16 protein-coding genes are annotated in these 15,251 nt (G+C 70.5%); 14 read left to right on the top strand and 2 right to left on the bottom strand.

Annotation, left to right across the window (positions count from 1 at the left end; translation table 11 throughout):
• Nucleotides 1–3 precede the first annotated feature (3 nt).
• Genes fliM through O4N75_RS17105 form a run of 5 tightly spaced genes read left to right on the top strand, consistent with a single transcriptional unit; the run spans nt 4 to nt 6,144 of the window.
• Complete coding sequence (gene fliM / locus O4N75_RS17125) at nt 4–1,095, top strand: flagellar motor switch protein FliM (RefSeq protein WP_348649505.1); 1,092 nt, start codon at nt 4–6, stop codon at nt 1,093–1,095.
• Nucleotides 1,092–1,610, top strand: coding sequence for a DUF6468 domain-containing protein (locus O4N75_RS17120; protein WP_269626660.1), 519 nt, complete (start codon nt 1,092–1,094; stop codon nt 1,608–1,610). The genes fliM and O4N75_RS17120 overlap by 4 nt, the downstream gene beginning before the upstream one ends.
• Nucleotides 1,607–2,407, top strand: coding sequence for a MotE family protein (locus tag O4N75_RS17115; protein WP_269626659.1), 801 nt, complete (start codon nt 1,607–1,609; stop codon nt 2,405–2,407). Before O4N75_RS17120 ends, O4N75_RS17115 begins: the two co-directional genes overlap by 4 nt.
• Nucleotides 2,408–2,410: 3 nt before the next feature.
• Nucleotides 2,411–5,332, top strand: coding sequence for an endoglucanase (locus O4N75_RS17110; protein ID WP_269626658.1), 2,922 nt, complete (start codon nt 2,411–2,413; stop codon nt 5,330–5,332).
• Between the two features lie 32 nt (nt 5,333–5,364).
• A complete protein-coding gene (locus tag O4N75_RS17105) occupies nt 5,365–6,144 on the top strand; it encodes a transporter (RefSeq protein ID WP_269626657.1) in 780 nt (259 codons plus the stop codon).
• Here O4N75_RS17105 and fliP read toward each other — a convergent pair.
• Nucleotides 6,141–6,938, bottom strand: coding sequence for a flagellar type III secretion system pore protein FliP (gene fliP / locus O4N75_RS17100; RefSeq protein ID WP_269626656.1), 798 nt, complete (start codon nt 6,936–6,938; stop codon nt 6,141–6,143). The genes O4N75_RS17105 and fliP overlap by 4 nt on opposite strands.
• Nucleotides 6,931–7,224 (bottom strand): flagellar biosynthetic protein FliO, encoded by a 294-nt coding sequence (locus O4N75_RS17095; protein ID WP_269626655.1) that lies wholly within the window; start codon nt 7,222–7,224, stop codon nt 6,931–6,933. Before O4N75_RS17095 ends, fliP begins: the two co-directional genes overlap by 8 nt.
• Nucleotides 7,225–7,329: 105 nt before the next feature.
• Here O4N75_RS17095 and flgB point away from each other — a divergent pair, with 105 nt between their 5' ends.
• From flgB to O4N75_RS17050, 9 genes are all read left to right on the top strand, one after another.
• Entirely contained in the window at nt 7,330–7,764 is a 435-nt protein-coding gene (gene flgB, locus O4N75_RS17090; RefSeq protein ID WP_269626654.1) for a flagellar basal body rod protein FlgB, read from the top strand.
• 11 nt (nt 7,765–7,775) lie between these two features.
• On the top strand, nt 7,776–8,195 hold the full coding sequence (flgC, locus tag O4N75_RS17085) for a flagellar basal body rod protein FlgC (RefSeq protein ID WP_267230540.1): 420 nt from the start codon (nt 7,776–7,778) through the stop codon (nt 8,193–8,195).
• Nucleotides 8,196–8,208: 13 nt separating this feature from the next.
• The gene (gene fliE, locus O4N75_RS17080; RefSeq protein WP_269626653.1) at nt 8,209–8,517 is read left to right on the top strand and encodes a flagellar hook-basal body complex protein FliE; all 309 of its coding nucleotides are present in this window, start codon (nt 8,209–8,211) and stop codon (nt 8,515–8,517) included.
• Between the two features lie 49 nt (nt 8,518–8,566).
• Nucleotides 8,567–9,334 carry an ABC transporter ATP-binding protein gene (locus O4N75_RS17075; RefSeq protein ID WP_269626652.1) on the top strand — a complete coding sequence of 256 codons (768 nt, stop codon included), beginning with the start codon at nt 8,567–8,569 and terminating at the stop codon, nt 9,332–9,334.
• Nucleotides 9,331–10,875, top strand: a complete 1,545-nt coding sequence (locus O4N75_RS17070) for a glycine betaine ABC transporter substrate-binding protein (RefSeq protein WP_269626651.1) — start codon at nt 9,331–9,333, stop codon at nt 10,873–10,875. Before O4N75_RS17075 ends, O4N75_RS17070 begins: the two co-directional genes overlap by 4 nt.
• 76 nt (nt 10,876–10,951) lie before the next feature.
• Entirely contained in the window at nt 10,952–11,215 is a 264-nt protein-coding gene (fliQ, locus tag O4N75_RS17065; RefSeq protein ID WP_183773444.1) for a flagellar biosynthesis protein FliQ, read from the top strand.
• A 19-nt stretch (nt 11,216–11,234) separates the two neighbouring features.
• On the top strand, nt 11,235–11,990 hold the full coding sequence (fliR, locus tag O4N75_RS17060; RefSeq protein ID WP_269626650.1) for a flagellar biosynthetic protein FliR: 756 nt from the start codon (nt 11,235–11,237) through the stop codon (nt 11,988–11,990).
• Between the two features lie 3 nt (nt 11,991–11,993).
• Nucleotides 11,994–13,082, top strand: a complete 1,089-nt coding sequence (flhB, locus tag O4N75_RS17055; RefSeq protein ID WP_267230535.1) for a flagellar biosynthesis protein FlhB — start codon at nt 11,994–11,996, stop codon at nt 13,080–13,082.
• Between the two features lie 75 nt (nt 13,083–13,157).
• Nucleotides 13,158–15,227: an ATP-binding protein gene (locus O4N75_RS17050; RefSeq protein ID WP_269629386.1), complete on the top strand. Its 2,070-nt coding sequence runs from the start codon at nt 13,158–13,160 to the stop codon at nt 15,225–15,227.
• Nucleotides 15,228–15,251 lie beyond the last annotated feature (24 nt).

Below are 15,251 nucleotides of genomic sequence, written 5' to 3'. Positions count from 1 at the left end.
CCCATGGCTGACGACGAACCCCAGATCATCGGCGGGCTGCAGGGCGGGATAAACCCTGACGACCCCGCCACCTGGCAGAACCCCGACGAGAAGGTCGAGGGGCTGCTGGGCGCCGAACGCATCCTGAACCAGGACGAGATCGACAGCCTGCTCGGCTTCGACCTCTCGGACGAGGAGGCGGCCGAGCGTTCGGGCATCCGCGCGATCATCAACTCCGCGCTGGTCTCCTACGAACGCCTGCCGATGCTGGAGATCGTTTTCGACCGCCTGGTGCGGTTGATGACCACCTCCTTGCGGAACTTCACCTCGGACAACGTCGAGGTCAGCCTCGACAACATCTCGTCGATCCGTTTCGGGGACTACCTGAACTCGATCCCGCTGCCGGCCATCCTCTCGGTGTTCAAGGCCGAGGAGCTGGAGAACTACGGCCTGCTGACGGTCGATTCCAACCTGATCTACTCGATCGTCGACGTGCTGCTCGGCGGGCGCCGCGGCACCGCCGCCATGCGCATCGAGGGCCGACCCTACACCACCATCGAGCGGGTGCTGGTCCAGCGGATGGTCGAGGTGGTGCTGGCGGACGCGCGCGCCGCCTTCGAGCCGCTGACCCCGGTGACCTTCACCCTCGACCGGCTGGAAACCAATCCGCGCTTCGCCGCCATCGCCCGGCCGGCCAACGCCGCCATCCTGGTCAAGCTGCGCATCGACATGGAGGACCGCGGCGGGCGCATCGAACTGCTGCTGCCCTACGCCACCCTCGAGCCGATCCGGAAGATGCTGCTGCAGCAGTTCATGGGTGAGAAGTTCGGGCGCGACAACATCTGGGAAAGCCACCTGGCGACCGAGCTCTGGACCACCCAGCTCGACGTCCGCGCGGTGCTGGACGAGCAGCAGCTGCCCCTGCGCCAGGTGCTGGAGCTCAAGGTCGGCGACACCCTGATGCTGAACTCGACCCCCGACAGCCAGGTCGAGCTGCGCGCGGGCGCGATCCCGCTGACCCGCGGCCGCATGGGCCGGCGCAACCACCACATCGCCGTGCGTGTCGACAGCCCGCTGTCGCCACACGCCAAGAAAGCCATCTCGAGGTTCAAATGAGCGCCATCGCCATCGGCCTCAACCTGATGCTGGCCGGCCTGCTGGCCGCGGCCCTGATGATGGGTTACCGCCTGAACGGGCGCCTGAAGGCGCTGCGCGAGAGCCATGAAGGCTTCGCCAAGGCGGTCGCTGAACTGGACGCCGCCGCCGCCCGCGCCGAACAGGGCCTGGCCGATCTGCGCGCGGCGACCGATGAAGCCCACGACGCCCTGGCCGATCGTATCGAGAAGGCCCGCGCCCTGACCGCCAAGCTCGATCGCCAGCTGCAGGGCGCGCCGGCCGCAGCCGGCCGCGCCGAGCCGGTCGCCGAGGAGGACGTCGAGCGCGTCACCCAGCGCCTGGGCTCTCTGCTCTCGGCCGCGCGCGATCGCCGGCCCGAACGGGAGCCCGCCCCCGCGCCCGCCCGCCGCCAGGCCGCCCCCGCGCCGTCGCGCGCGGCCTTCGACGACGATCTTTTCGACCAGCCCGCCGAACGTCGCCCGACGCCCGGCCCGCGCCTGGGAACCCGCCGATGAAGAATATTCCCCGCCTCCTGCCCCTGATCGGCGTCGCCATGGTCGGCGTGCTGGGCCTGAATGCCCTGGCCGGCGCCGAGAGCTTGCCGGACCTGGTGTCGGGCGCGCGCGCCTTCGCCGAAGAAGCCGCCAAGGGCGCAACGCCCGCCAAGGACGCCAAGGCCGCGACCGGCGAGGCCAAGGACGCCGCCGCCACGGTTCCGAACCTGCCGCCGGCCGCCAAGCCGGCCGCGGTCTGCGCCCCCACAGCCGCCGAACTGGCCAAGGAGGCGGGCCTGTCGCCGGCCGAGCTGCAGGTGTTGCAAAGCCTGGGCGCGCGCCGCGGCCAGCTGGACAAGCGCGAGCAGGACCTCGACGTGCAGCTGGCCCTGATGGCCGCCGCCGAAGCCAAGCTCGACGCCAAGATTCAGGCGCTGAACGGCATGAAGGGCGACATCGCCAAGCTGATGGTCGACGCCGACGCCAAGGAGCAGGCCGAGATCGACCGCCTGGTGAAGGTGTTCGAGCTGATGAAGCCCAAGGACGCCGCGCCGCGGATGGTGCTGCTGGACGACGCGGTGCGCCTGCCGGTGGCTTCGCGGATGAAGGAGCGGGCGCTCTCGCCGATCATCGCCAACATGCCGCCCGCCGAGGCCAAGAAGCTCACCGAGGCCCTGGCCGCGCGCTTCGCCGAGGTCAAGAAGGTCGCCGCCGCGGCCCAGGCCGCCGCCGGTCCGCTGCCGGCCGCCCCGCGCGCCGCCGGCCAGGCCGCCGCGCCGGCCCCCAAGGCGGCCGCGCCGCCCGCAAAGGCCGGCTAACCGATGAAACTGCGCCAGGCCCTGAGGTCGAGCGTCGCGGCGATCACCATCGCCAGCGTCGCTGCGCCTACTGGTCTGTCGGCGCAGACATCCGAGGCCGCTCCCCGCGGCGGCGGCGCCCAGGTGCGGGTCGCCCAGGCCAAGGATTTCTCGCGCATCGAACTGGCTGGCCGGGCGGTGGCGCGCCGCGACGGCCAGGTGCTGACGCTGCAGCTGGCGCGCGGCGCCAATCCCGACATCAGCCGCCTGCGGGTCTCCCCGCCGCGCTGGCTGAAGAGCGCAGAAATGCGTCCCGGGGTCCTGGTGCTGACCCTGGCCGACAACGCCGACGTCAGGGTCGGAACCGCCGACGGCGCGACCTACGTCAATCTGTTCGAGAAACCGCCGGCGCCGGCGACGCCGCAGGTCGCCCAGGCCGAACCGGCCGCCGCGCCGACGCCGCCGAGGCCTAACCCGGTTCCGGCCGGCGGCGTGGTGCGGATGGCCACCAAGATCGGCGCCGGCCAGGTTCAGCTCAGCTTCCCTTGGGCCAATCCGGCCGGGGCCGCGGTTTTCCGGCGCGGCGGGGCGGTGTGGGTGGTGTTCGATGCGCCGGCGACGCTCGACGTCTCGGCCGCGCCGCGCGGCCTGCGCCTGATGAGCGGCGCGGTCGCCTATCGCGGGAACGACTATACGGCGGTGAGGATCGACACCCCGCCGAACACGCCGTTCTTCGCCGCCTCCCAGGGCGCGACCTGGACGGTGATCCTGGGGCCCGGCGCCCAGGTCGAACAGGCCGCCCAGATCCGGGTGGTGCGCGACGAGGCCGGCGGTCCGGCCGGGCTCAAGGCCGCCGTCTCCGGCGCCACCAAGGTCGTGCGGGTCGCCGACCCGATGGTCGGCGACACCCTCTCGGTGGTCACCGCGCTCGGCCCGGCCAAGGGGCTGCCCTCGCGCCGCGAGTTCGTGCAGATGGCCCTGCTGCCGTCGGCCCAGGGCATGGCGGCGGAATCCTATATCGACGACCTGGCGATGCGCCAGGACGGCGACCTGGTGCAGATCGGCCGCCCGAGCGGCCTGACGCTGTCGCCCGCCTCGGCTTCGGTGGCGCGCGCCGAGGCCACGCTCGGCGCGCCGCAGCCGGCCAGCCTGCCCGGGCTGATCGACTATCAGAACTGGCCGAAGACCGGATCGGGCGGGTTCCTTTCGCGCTACAACGCGCTGCTGGCGGCGGCCAACGAGGAGGCGGCGACCGGACGCGATGCGCCGGTCGCCGCGCGCATGGCGCTGGCCCGCTTCCTGGTCGGCTCGGAGCTGTCGTTCGAAGCGATCGGCGTGCTGAATGACACGGCCCGCCGCAATCCGTCGGTGATGGAGGATCCGGAGTTCCGCGGCCTGCGCGGCGTCGCCCGGGTCATGGCCCGCCGCTACAAGGAAGCGCAGGCCGACTTCTCCGCGCCGATCCTGCAGGACGATCCCTCGATCGCGCTCTGGCGGTCTTACATCGCCGCCCAGTTGGCCCAATGGCCCGAAGCCCGCAGCCAGTTCGGGGCCGGGGCCGAGGCGTTCAATCGCTTCTCGCCGACCTGGAAGGCGCGGTTCGCGCGCTCGGACGCGCAGGCGGCCCTGGCCCTGGGCGACGTCAACGGCGCCGACGCGCGCATCAAGCTCGCCCTGATGGACAAGACCGACCCGCTGGAGGAGCTGGCCACGCGGCTGGTCCAGGCCCAGGTGGTCGAGGCCCTCGGCCACAAGGACCGGGCGCTGCGGATCTACGCCGCCGTGGCCGGCGCGCCGAGCGAGGGGCTGGCCGCCCCCGCCACCCTGCGCGCCACCAAGATCCGGCTGGAGACCGGCAAGATCACGGCGGTGCAGGCGGCCAACGTCTTCGCCGGCCTGCGCTATCGCTGGCGCGGCGACGCCACCGAACTGGAGACCATCCGGGCGCTCGGTCACCTGTATCTGAGCCAGGGCCGCTATCGCGAGGCGCTGGAGGCCCTGCGCGGGGCCGGCTCGCGGCTGCCCGATCTGCCCGAGGCGCTGCAACTGCAGGCCGATCTCGGCGCGGCGTTCCGCACCCTGTTCCTCGACGGCGCGGCCGACGGGTTGGAGCCGGTGCAGGCGCTGGCGATGTTCTACGACTTCCGCGAGTTGACCCCGCTGGGCGCCGACGGCGACATGATGGTGCGCCGCCTCGTGCGCCGACTGGTCGACGTCGATCTGCTGGACCAGGCGGCCGAGCTGCTGAAGTACCAGGCCGAGAACCGCCTCGACGGCGTGCCGCGGGCCCAGGTGTCCACCGACCTGGCGCTGATCTACCTGATGGATCGCCGCCCCGAGCAGGCGCTGCAGGCGATCAACGCCTCGCGCACGACGGTGCTGCCGAGCTCGCTCAACGCCGAGCGCCGCGTGGTCGAGGCCCGCGCCCTGATGGGCCTGGGCCGCTACGATCATGGTCTGGAGCTGTTGGAGCGCGACAACGGCCGCGACGCCCAGGACCTGCGCGGCGAGATCTCCTGGAAGCAGAAGAACTGGACCGCCGCGGCCGCCACCTTCGAAAAAAGCCTCGGTGATCGCTGGAAGCAGCCGGGCCCGCTCAGCGCCGAGGAAGAGGCCAAACTGCTGCGGGCTGGCGTCGCCTACAGCCTGGCCGGCGACGACGCGTCGCTGGCGCGCATGCAGCAGCGTTATTCGGGCTTCTATGACCAGGCCCGCAATCCCGAGGCGCTGCGGGTCGCCTTGACCGGGGTGCAGTCGGGGCCGCTCAGCGTCTCCGACTTCGGCCGCGCGACGGCCGACAACGAAGCCTTCGCGGGCTGGGTCGCGAAGATGAAGGTCAGGTTCCGCGAGAGGCCGGCCCCGCTGGGGCCGCCGACGCCCGCCAAGGCGCCTGCTGCGCCGCCCGCCGCCAAGCAGGCGGCGGCGACCACAGCAGCGCGAGGCTGAGGCCGGTGCGGTCCTGGGGCGGCGCAGGTGTCGTGCTCGGGACCGTGATCCTGTTCGCCGGCCACGCGCACGCCGAGCCGCGCCGCGACTTCTGCCCCGACCGCCCCGGCAAGGGTTCGCCGTCCTGCGTCGTCGATCCCGGCGTCTTCCAGCTGGAGGCGAGCGCGCTGGACGCTGCATTCCAGCGCTCGGGTCCGGGTTCGACCGACACCTATGCGGTCGGGGTGCTCGAACTGCGCCTGGGCCTGACGCCGCTGATGGAGGGGCAGGTCCAGTGGACGCCGTACAGCCAGGTGCGCGTGCAGGGCGCCGGCCAGACGGCGCGAACCGAGGGCGTCGGCGATCTCGTCTTCCTGCTGCGCCGCTCGCTGCGAAATCCCGATGGTTCGGGGTTCTCGGCGGCGCTGCAGCCCTTCGTCTCGGCTCCGACCGGCAAGCGCGGCGTCGGCGCCGGCGGCTGGCAGGGGGGACTGGTCGTGCCGCTCTCCGTGCCCCTGTCCGGCGACCTGGCGCTGGGCATGGCGCCCGAGGTCGACATCACCCGCGACGCCGACGGCGAAGGAACGCACCTGACCTGGACGATGGCCGCTGGGCTCAGCTGGCCCGTCGGGCCTGTGACGCTCGGCGCCGAGCTCTGGGGTTCGATCGATGATGACCCGGCCGACCGCGCGCACCGCGCCTCGCTGGACGTGACCCTGGCCTGGCAGCCGCCCGGCCACGACGACCTGCAGTTCGACGTCGGGGTCTATGGCGGGCTGACCCAAGATACGCCGGACCTGGAGGTCTCGGCCGGGCTTTCCCGCCGCTTCTAGCCGCCGCCGGCCCCGCGCTGGAAGCTCTCGACCAGACTGCCCGCGACCAGCCGCCAGCCGTCGACCAGCACGAAGAAGATCAGCTTGAACGGCAGGGACACCACCACCGGCGGCAGCATCATCATACCCATGCTCATCAGCACGCTGGCGACGACCAGGTCGATGACCAGGAAGGGAATGAACAGCAGGAAGCCGATCTCGAACGCGCGCTTCAGCTCCGAGATCATGAACGCCGGGGTGACGACGCTGAGCGGCGTGTCCTGAGCGGTCGGCGGACGCGGCGTCTTCGACAGCCGGAGAAACAGGGCGAGGTCGTCCTGGTCGACCTGACTAAGCATGAAGGTCTTCACCGGCGCGGCGCTGGCGTCGAACGCCGCCGGCAGCTCCATCTGCTGGTCCATCAGCGGCTTGATGCCGTCCTCGTAGGACTTCTGGAACGTCGGGGCCATGACGATGGCGGTCAGGAACAGCGCCAGGCTGATCAGCACCGAGTTGGGCGGGCTCTGCTGCAGGCCGAGCGCGGTGCGCAGCAGGCCGAGCACCACGACGATGCGCACGAACGACGTGGTCATGATCACGATCGACGGCGCCAGCGACAGCACGGTCAGCAGCCCGACCATCTGGACGACGCGCTCGGAGAGGCCGGCGCCGGTGCCGAGGTCGATGTTGATCGCCTGGGCGGCCGCGACCGCCGGGAAGACCATCGCCGCCAGCGTCGCCAGCACCGAGATGCCCGCCGCGCGGCGCCAGTCTTCGGCGCTTAGATGGAAGAGGGCGGCGAAAACCTTACGCATCGGCGGTGATCTTTGGCTTGCGGGCGGGCTTGGCGGCGGTGGGCAGGACCTGTCCCTCGCCGAGCAGCAGGAGCTTTTCCTCGCCGTCGAACGAGACCACGACCAGCCGGCGCGAGGGATCGAGCACCAGGGTCTCGACGATCTTGAGCCGGCGGTCGGCCTTGGCCTTGGCCAGCCGCGCCACGGCGTCCGGCCCGAATCGGCGCAGGGCCACGGCCGCCAGGCCGACGAGCCCCAGGGTCAGCGCCAGGGCGAAGACGGCGCGGAGGAAATCAGCGAATTCCATCAGGTGTTCGAAAGGGGGCGGGGCGCGACTCGTGCGCTGTCCTCCCTCGTGTGCGCCGCAGGGTCTTAAGACGCGGTTAACCCTGTTTGTTCACCATCTTGAGCTATGAACCTGAACGAGATTCCGCTGTTCGCGATGCTCAAGGGGCGCTTCACGCACCTCGGCGAGCGTCAGCGCCTGATCTCGCAGAACGTCGCCAACTCCGACACGCCGGGCTACACGCCGAACGACCTGAAGGCCTACTCGTTCGACGCCCAGGTGCGGGCCGCGCAGACGGCGTCGGGCACGGTCGGTTCGGCGGCGCGCGGCCAGGCGGTGACCCAGGCCGGGCACATGACCCCGGCCTCGCAGCACCGCACGCCGTACAAGCCGATCAAGGCCAAGGACTCCGAGACGACGCTCGACGGCAATTCCGTCGTGCTCGAGGAGGAGATGATGAAGATGGCCGAGGCGCGGATGAACTACGACGCGGCGATCAGCTTCTACCAGAAGTCCCTAGGCATGCTGCGGCTGGCCAGCCGCGCGCCGGGCCGCGGCTAAGGAAACGCTAGATGGCCGACATCAAGCCCATGACCGGCGCGACCCAGATGATCGCCGCCACCGCCCTGCGGGCCCAGCAGGCGCGCATGCGCGTGATCGCCGAGAACATGGCCAACGCCCAGTCGGTGTCGCGCCAGCCGGGCGGCGATCCCTATCGTCGCCAGGTGCCGGTGTTCACGCCCTACCAGACCGACGCCGGGCAGGGCGTGCGCGTCGCGCGCGTCGAACCCGACCGCAAGGACTTCCGCAGCGTCTACGATCCCAGCCATCCGTCGGCCGACGACAAGGGTTATGTGAAGCTGCCCAATGTCGACACCCTGGTCGAGGCGCTGGACATGAAGGAGGCCCAGCGGGCCTACGAAGCCAACCTCAACGTCATCGAGACGGCGCGCGCCATGGAGCAGCGCACTCTCGACATCCTCAAGAAGTAGGGCGGCCTAAGCCATGATGACCGCGCTCGCCGCCGCCAAAGCCTACGCCGCCGCCCAGAACACCGCGGTGATCAAGCCGCCGTCGGCCGGCCAGGAGGACCAGGGCCTCGACTTCGGCTCCATGGTCAAGTCGGCCATGAACGACGTCATGCACAACACCAAGAAGGCCGAAGGCCAGATCGCCGCCCAGGTGGCGGGCAAGGCCGAGCTGATCGACGTGGTGACGGCGATCTCGGCGGCGGAAGCCAGCCTGGAGACGGTGATGGCGGTGCGCGACCAGGTGATCAACGCCTACCAGGAAATCATGCGCATGCCGATCTGACGGGCGAGGCGGGGGTTCCCCTTCCACCTCACCGTGTTACGCCTAGGCCATGCCGGCGATCGAGCTTTCGAACATCGACAAGCGTTTCGGGGCCCACGCCGCCCTTGCCGGCGTCGATCTGGCGATCGCGCCGGGCGAGTTCGTCGCCCTGGTCGGGCCCTCGGGATCGGGCAAGACCACCCTGCTCAAGACCATCAACGGATTGTCGGAACCCGACACGGGGAGCGTGCGCATCGCCGGCGAGGACGCCCGCGCCCTGCCGGGCCACCTGCTGCGCCGGAAGATCGGCTACGTGTTCCAGGAGGTGGGTCTCTTTCCGCACCTGACCGTGGCCGAGAACATCGCCGTGACCCCGCGCCTGCTGGGCTGGGACAAGGCGCGGATCGCGCGGCGCGTCGATGAACTGCTCGACCTCGTGGTCTTGCCGGCAGAGGTCGCCAGGCGCGCGCCCTCCGAGCTTTCCGGCGGGCAGCGCCAGCGGGTCGGGGTGGCTCGCGCGCTGGCGGCCGAACCGAAGATCATGCTGATGGACGAGCCGTTCGGCGCGCTCGATCCGCTGACCCGCGACGCGCTGGGCGGCGACTACCGGGCGCTGCACGACAAGCTCGGCCTGACCACGGTGATGGTCACTCACGACATGGCCGAGGCGGTGCTGCTGGCCGACCGCATCGTGGTGCTGGCCGGCGGGCGGATCCTGGCCGACGGTGGCCCGGCGAGCCTGCTGGCGACCACGACCGACCCTGAAGTGCGCAGTCTGCTCGAGGCGCCGCGCCGCCAGGCCGAGCGGCTGCGTGAGCGGCTGGGGGGCGGGGCGTGAACGAACGCATCGCCCAGGCCTTTGCGCTGTTGCCCGACTATCTGGCCTGGCACGTGGTGCTGAGCGCCAGCGCCCTGGCGCTCGGCGTGCTGATCAGCCTGCCGCTGGCGGTCGCCGCCAGCCGCAGCCCGCGCCTGCGCTGGCCGGTGCTGGCCTTCGCCGGCCTGATCCAGACCATTCCCAGTCTGGCGCTGCTGGCGCTGTTCTACCCGGTGCTGCTGGGACTGTCGGCGGCCAGCCAGGCGGTGTTCGGCAAGGGGTTCTCGGCGCTGGGCTTTCTGCCCTCGCTGCTGGCCCTGACGCTCTATTCGATGCTGCCGATACTGCGCACCGCGACCACCGGCATCCTCGGCGTCGATCCGGCCGTGCGCGAGGCGGCCGACGGGGTCGGCATGACCCCGCGCCAGCGATTGTTCCAGGTCGAGCTGCCGCTGGCCATGCCGGTGATCATGGCCGGGGTGCGCACCGCCGCGGTCTGGACCATCGGGGCGGCGACGCTGTCGACCCCGGTCGGCCAGACCAGCCTCGGCAACTACATCTTCGCCGGACTGCAGACCGAGAACTGGGTGTTCGTGCTGTTCGGCTGCGCGGCCTCCGCGGCCCTGGCCATGACTGTCGACCAACTGCTGGGCCTGATCGAGACCGGGGCCGCCAGGCGCCGGCGCGGCCTGGTCGTTGCGGGCGCGGCGCTGCTCGCCGCCGGCGCGCTGGCGGCGATGAGTCCGCTGGCGGCGTTCGGCAAGCCGGCGAGCTATGTGGTCGGGGCCAAGAACTTCTCCGAGCAGTACATCCTGGCCGAGCTGATGGCCGAGCGGCTGGAGGCGACCGGCGCGCGCGTCTCGCGCAAGGAGGACCTCGGCTCGGCGGTGGCCTATCGCGCGCTCGCGGCCGGCGAGATCGACGTCTATGTCGACTACACCGGCACCCTGTGGACCAACGTGCTCAAGCGCCAGGACAACCCCGGGCGCGCCGCGGTGCTGGCGGAACTGACGCAGGAGCTGAAGCGGCGCGACGGCGTCGTGGTCCTGGGCTCGCTGGGCTTTGAGAACGCCTACGCCTTCGCGATGCGCGCCGACCGGGCCGGGGCCTTGGGCATCACAAGCCTCGCCGACCTGGCGCGCCAAGCGCCGCGTCTGGCGCTGGGTTCCGATATCGAGTTCCTGTCGCGACCGGAGTGGAAGGCCGTGGACGCGGCCTATGATTTCAACTTCAGGAGCGAGCGATCCTTCCAGCCGACCTTCATGTACCGGGCGCTGTCGGGCGGGGAGGCGGACGTGATCTCGGCGTTCTCGTCGGATGGGCGGATCGCCGCCGACAAGCTGGTGGTCCTCAGCGACCCCAAGGGCGCGCTGCCGCCCTACGATGCGGTGATCTTGGTCTCGCCCAAGCGAGCCGACGACGCGCGGCTGCTGGGGGCCCTGCGGCCGCTGGTCGGGTCGATCTCGGTGGAGGCGATGCGGGCGGCGAACTACAGCGTCGACCGTGATCGCGGCAAGCTGTCGCCGGCCCAGGCGGCGCGGGCGATCGAACCTTCGAAGTAGCCCTTCGTTAACCATAAGTAGGCAATTTCGACCTAGCTGATTTCCAGCGATTAATGCGTACCCATGAGGCCTACCGATGAGCGGCGCCGAAGTTCTGGACGTCGGTCGCGACGCCATCTGGCTCACCATCCAGCTCTGCGCCCCGGTGCTGATCGTCGGGCTGGTGGTCGGGGTCGGCGTCGGCCTGATGCAGGCCCTGACCCAGATCCAGGAAGCGACCCTGGTCTATGCGCCGAAGATCGTCGCGATCTTCCTGTCGCTGCTGCTGTTCCTGCCGCTGATGGGCGCGCTGATGAGCGGCTTCATGCGCCAGATCGCCGCCCGCATCGCGGCGATGTAGCGGCCGACCGGCCGCCCGCATGGAAAGCTTCGCCGCCGCAAATCAGGTCTACGCCGCCGGGCTGATCTTCGCCCGGGTGGGCGCGATCATCATGTTGCTGCCGGGCTACGGCGACACCAGCGTGCCGCCGCGTATCCGGCTGGCGTTCGCGTTCCTGATGGCGCTGATGCTGATGCCGATCGTGGCTCAGGGCCTGCCGGTGCCGGGCACGGTGTCGGGCGTGGCCGGGGCGGTGATCAAGGAGCTGCTGATCGGGCTGATGATCGGCACGATCCTCAAGCTGTTCCTGTCGTCGCTGTCGACGGCGGGGGAAATCATCTCGATCCAGACGACGCTGTCCTTCGCCCAGACCGCCGCGCCGGGCCAGGCGCAGCCGTCGACGACGCTCGGGACCTTCCTGATGCTGATCGGGGTGACCCTGATCATGGCCACCGACCTGCACCACATGTTCCTGGCCGCGATCGTGCGGTCCTATGCGGTGTTCCCGTTCAGCCGCGAGCTGGCGATCGCCGACAGCGCCCAGCTGGCGGTGCAGACGGTGGCCGGCTCGTTCCGGCTGGGCCTGCAGCTGGCCGCGCCGGTGGTAGTGTTCTCGGTGATCTTCAACGTCGCCGCCGGCCTGGTCGGGCGGGTGATGCCGCAGTTCCAGGTGTTCTTTGTCGTCACCCCTTTGATCGTGCTGCTGGGCCTGTCGATCTTCGCGCTCAGCCTCGGCGTGATCGGCATGGTCTGGCTCAACCGTTATCGCGAGCTCGTCTCGCTGTTCCTGGGCTAGGTCATGGCCGACGAACAGGACGCAGCCTCCAAAACAGAAGAGGCGACACCCCAGAAGCTCGCCAAGGCGCGCGAGAAGGGCGATGTCGCCAAGACCCCGGACCTGGCGATGCTGGCCTCGTTCGCCGGCGCGGCGGCGGTGATCGCCATCGCCGGCGGCTGGATGTCGCGCAACCTCGCCGCCGAGCTACTGCCGTTCATCGCCCATCCCGACAGCATGAACCTGGAAGGTCATGGCGCGATCGAGGTGGCCCGCCATGCCGCGCGCGCCGCAGCTCCGATCCTGCTGGCGGTGATGCTGGTGGCCGCCGTGATGGGCGCGGCCGGCAACCTGGTGCAGACCGGGCTGATGTTCAGCCCGGAGAAGATCAAGCCGGACTGGAAGAAGGTCTCGCCGCTCGGGGGGCTCAAGCGCACGCTCGGACCTGACGGCCTGATGCAGTTCTTCAAGTCGCTGGTGAAGATCGTGATGGTCGGCTGGGTCGGCTGGGTGGTGATGAAGCCGTACATCCACCCGCTGAAGGAGCTGGCCGCCCTGGACCCGGCGGCGATGCTGCCGCTGATGGTCGAGATCCTGCGCAAGCTGGTGTTCGCCACCGCCGCCCTGATGCTGGTGATCGCCGGCTTCGACTGGTTCTGGCAGCGCCAGCGCTTCCTCAAGCGCATGCGGATGACCAAGGAAGAGCAGAAGGAAGAGTTCAAGAACTCGGAAGGCGATCCCCACTTCAAGGCCAAGCGCCGCCAGATCGCCATCCAGCGCTCGCGCCGCCGGATGATGGCCGCCGTGCCCAACGCCACCATGGTGGTGATGAACCCGACCCACTACGCCGTGGCGCTGCGCTATGAGGCCGGCGAGGCCGCTGCGCCGCAATGCGTGGCCAAGGGCATGGACGCCGTCGCGCTGAAGATCCGCGCCTTGGCCGAGGAGCATGGCGTCCCGGTCATCGAGGACCCGCCGCTGGCCCGCGCGCTCTATGCGGCGGTCGAACTCGACGACTTCATTCCGCCGGCTCACTACGAAGCCGTGGCCAAGTTGATCGGCTTCATCATGCAGAGCAGCGCCAAGGTGGCCGCAAAGGCCCGCCACCACTGAGAAATATGAGAACATTGCGTGACTGATTCGCCGGAGGCGCAGGCCTCCCCGTTCGAAATCAACCGGGACCGTCCCATGGCCAAGCCCAAGACGCAGGACCGCGCGGCCCGCCGCTTCGACCCGATGACGGCGCTGGCGGTGCTGTGCTTTCTCGCTGCGGTCGGCTTTGCGGCCGTGCCGGCCTTCAATGCGGGCCCCGCCACGCGCGCCGGGGTGATGCTGCTGATCGGGCTGTTCGGCGTGGCGTGCCTGGGGCTGTTTGCGCTGCGCAACTCGGCCGAGCCGGCTGCGGCGGGCGAACCTGGCGCCGACCAGATGGTCGACGCCCTGACCGAGCCGGCGGCGATCGCCGCCGCCGACGGGCGCATCCACGCGGCCAACGCCGCCTGGCGTTCGCTGCTCGGCGCGGCCGCCCGTCTGCCCAAGGGCGGCGCCTCGGCGGCCAGCCTGTTCTCGGCCCTGACCGCCGCCCGTCGCGGCGAGACGGCCCAGGCCTCGATCCGCAACAACGGTTCGGAGCACTCGGCCACCGTGGCCCCGCTGGGCGAGCGCCGCTTCCTGGTGCGGCTGGCCGAGGCGCCGCCGCTGGCCCTGCCGCCGGCCGCGGCCGAAGTGCTGCAGGCGTTCAGCAGCGCCAAGCCGCCGCCGCCCAAGGTGCTTGACGCGTTCGCCGCCGCCTCGCCGTTCGGCGCGGCGCTGCTGGACGGAGACGACCCCTTCGAGGCGACGATCATCGAGGCCAATCCGGCCTTGGCCGGGCTGTCGGGCGGCGGGGCCAGCGGCTCGCGCTTCGGCGACCTGATCGACGCCGCCTCGCGCGCCGACGCCGTCCAGAAGCTGGCCGAGGGACACGTCGGGGCGCTCGAAGTGCGGCTGGCCAGGGATCCGGCCAAGATCGCCCACCTTTACCTGTCCAAGAGCGACGGCCGCTGGGTCGCCTATCTGGTCGACGTCTCCGAGCAGAAGCAGATCGAGCTGCAGCTCTCGCAGAGCCAGAAGATGCAGGCCATCGGCCAACTGGCCGGCGGCGTGGCCCACGACTTCAACAACCTGCTGACCGCGATCTTCTTCCAGCTCGACGTGCTGGCCCAGCGCCATCCGGTCGGCGACCCCTCGTACGAGGGGCTGAACGAGATCCGCTCGACCTCGACGCGGGCCGCCGACCTGGTCCGCAAACTGCTGGCCTTCTCGCGCAAGCAGACCGTGCAGCGCGAGACCCTCGACCTCGGCGAGCTGATCAGCGAATCCGAGGTGCTGCTGCGCCGCGTGCTCTACGAGGACGTGAAGCTCGAGACCGAGTACGGCCGCAACCTGCCGCACGTGCGCGCCGACCGCAGCCAGATCGAGACCGCGGTCATGAACCTGGCGGTCAATGCGCGGGACGCCGTGCGCGCCCACGGCGGCGGCGTGGTCCGCATCCGCCTGGCGAGGCTGACCCAGGAGGAGGCCGCCGCCCAGGGCTATCCGGCCGCCAAGGGCGACCAGGCGCTGATCGAGGTTTCGGACGACGGCCCCGGCATCCCGCCCGAGGTCATGGACAAGATCTTCGACCCGTTCTTCACCACCAAGCCGGTGGGCGAGGGGACGGGCCTGGGCCTGGCCACCGTCTATGGCATCGTCAAGCAGTCGGACGGCTGGATCAGCGTCGCCTCCAGGCCCGGCGAGGGCGCGGCGTTCCGGATCTTCCTGCCGGTCCACATCCCGACCGCTGCGGCGCCCGCGCCCGAGCCGGCCGCCAGCAAGGCGCCGCCGAAGGCGCGCGACCTGTCGGGGGCCGGGCGCATCCTGTTCGTCGAGGACGAGGACGCTGTGCGCACCGTCGCGGCCAAGTTGCTGCGGGCCCGCGGCTACGAGGTGATCGAGGCCGGGTCGGGCGAGGAAGCGCTGGAGCTCGCCGAACAGCACGCCGGGGAGATCGACCTTATGATCTCGGACGTGGTGATGCCGGGCATGCAGGGCCCCGATCTGCTCAAGCACGCCCGCGCCTATCTGGCCGGGGCGCCGGTGATGTTCATCTCCGGCTACGCCGAGGCCGAGTTCTCGAACCTGCTGGAGGGCGAGGAGAACATCTCGTTCCTGCCCAAGCCGATCGACATCAAGACTCTGGCCGAACGCGTGAAGCAGGAACTTCAGAAGGCGGCCTAGCGTTTGGGGCGCGGATTGACCCTG

Origin of the sequence: Phenylobacterium sp. NIBR 498073, from assembly GCF_027286305.1 — a bacterium.
Taxonomy (GTDB): domain Bacteria; phylum Pseudomonadota; class Alphaproteobacteria; order Caulobacterales; family Caulobacteraceae; genus Phenylobacterium.
Note: the sequence above shows the minus strand (reverse complement) of the source record. Positions and strands in the feature narration are given on the sequence as shown.

Bases quoted from the DNA above. Each gene is read 5' to 3' on its own strand.
- fliM (WP_348649505.1), top strand. From the start codon at position 4: ATGGCTGACGACGAACCCCAGATCATCGGCGGGCTGCAGGGCGGGATA.
- O4N75_RS17120 (WP_269626660.1), top strand. From the start codon at position 1,092: ATGAGCGCCATCGCCATCGGCCTCAACCTGATGCTGGCCGGCCTGCTG.
- O4N75_RS17115 (WP_269626659.1), top strand. From the start codon at position 1,607: ATGAAGAATATTCCCCGCCTCCTGCCCCTGATCGGCGTCGCCATGGTC.
- O4N75_RS17110 (WP_269626658.1), top strand. From the start codon at position 2,411: ATGAAACTGCGCCAGGCCCTGAGGTCGAGCGTCGCGGCGATCACCATC.
- fliP (WP_269626656.1), bottom strand. From the start codon at position 6,938: ATGCGTAAGGTTTTCGCCGCCCTCTTCCATCTAAGCGCCGAAGACTGG.
- O4N75_RS17095 (WP_269626655.1), bottom strand. From the start codon at position 7,224: ATGGAATTCGCTGATTTCCTCCGCGCCGTCTTCGCCCTGGCGCTGACC.
- flgB (WP_269626654.1), top strand. From the start codon at position 7,330: ATGAACCTGAACGAGATTCCGCTGTTCGCGATGCTCAAGGGGCGCTTC.
- flgC (WP_267230540.1), top strand. From the start codon at position 7,776: ATGGCCGACATCAAGCCCATGACCGGCGCGACCCAGATGATCGCCGCC.
- fliE (WP_269626653.1), top strand. From the start codon at position 8,209: ATGATGACCGCGCTCGCCGCCGCCAAAGCCTACGCCGCCGCCCAGAAC.
- O4N75_RS17075 (WP_269626652.1), top strand. From the start codon at position 8,567: ATGCCGGCGATCGAGCTTTCGAACATCGACAAGCGTTTCGGGGCCCAC.
- fliQ (WP_183773444.1), top strand. From the start codon at position 10,952: ATGAGCGGCGCCGAAGTTCTGGACGTCGGTCGCGACGCCATCTGGCTC.
- fliR (WP_269626650.1), top strand. From the start codon at position 11,235: ATGGAAAGCTTCGCCGCCGCAAATCAGGTCTACGCCGCCGGGCTGATC.
- flhB (WP_267230535.1), top strand. From the start codon at position 11,994: ATGGCCGACGAACAGGACGCAGCCTCCAAAACAGAAGAGGCGACACCC.
- O4N75_RS17050 (WP_269629386.1), top strand. From the start codon at position 13,158: ATGGCCAAGCCCAAGACGCAGGACCGCGCGGCCCGCCGCTTCGACCCG.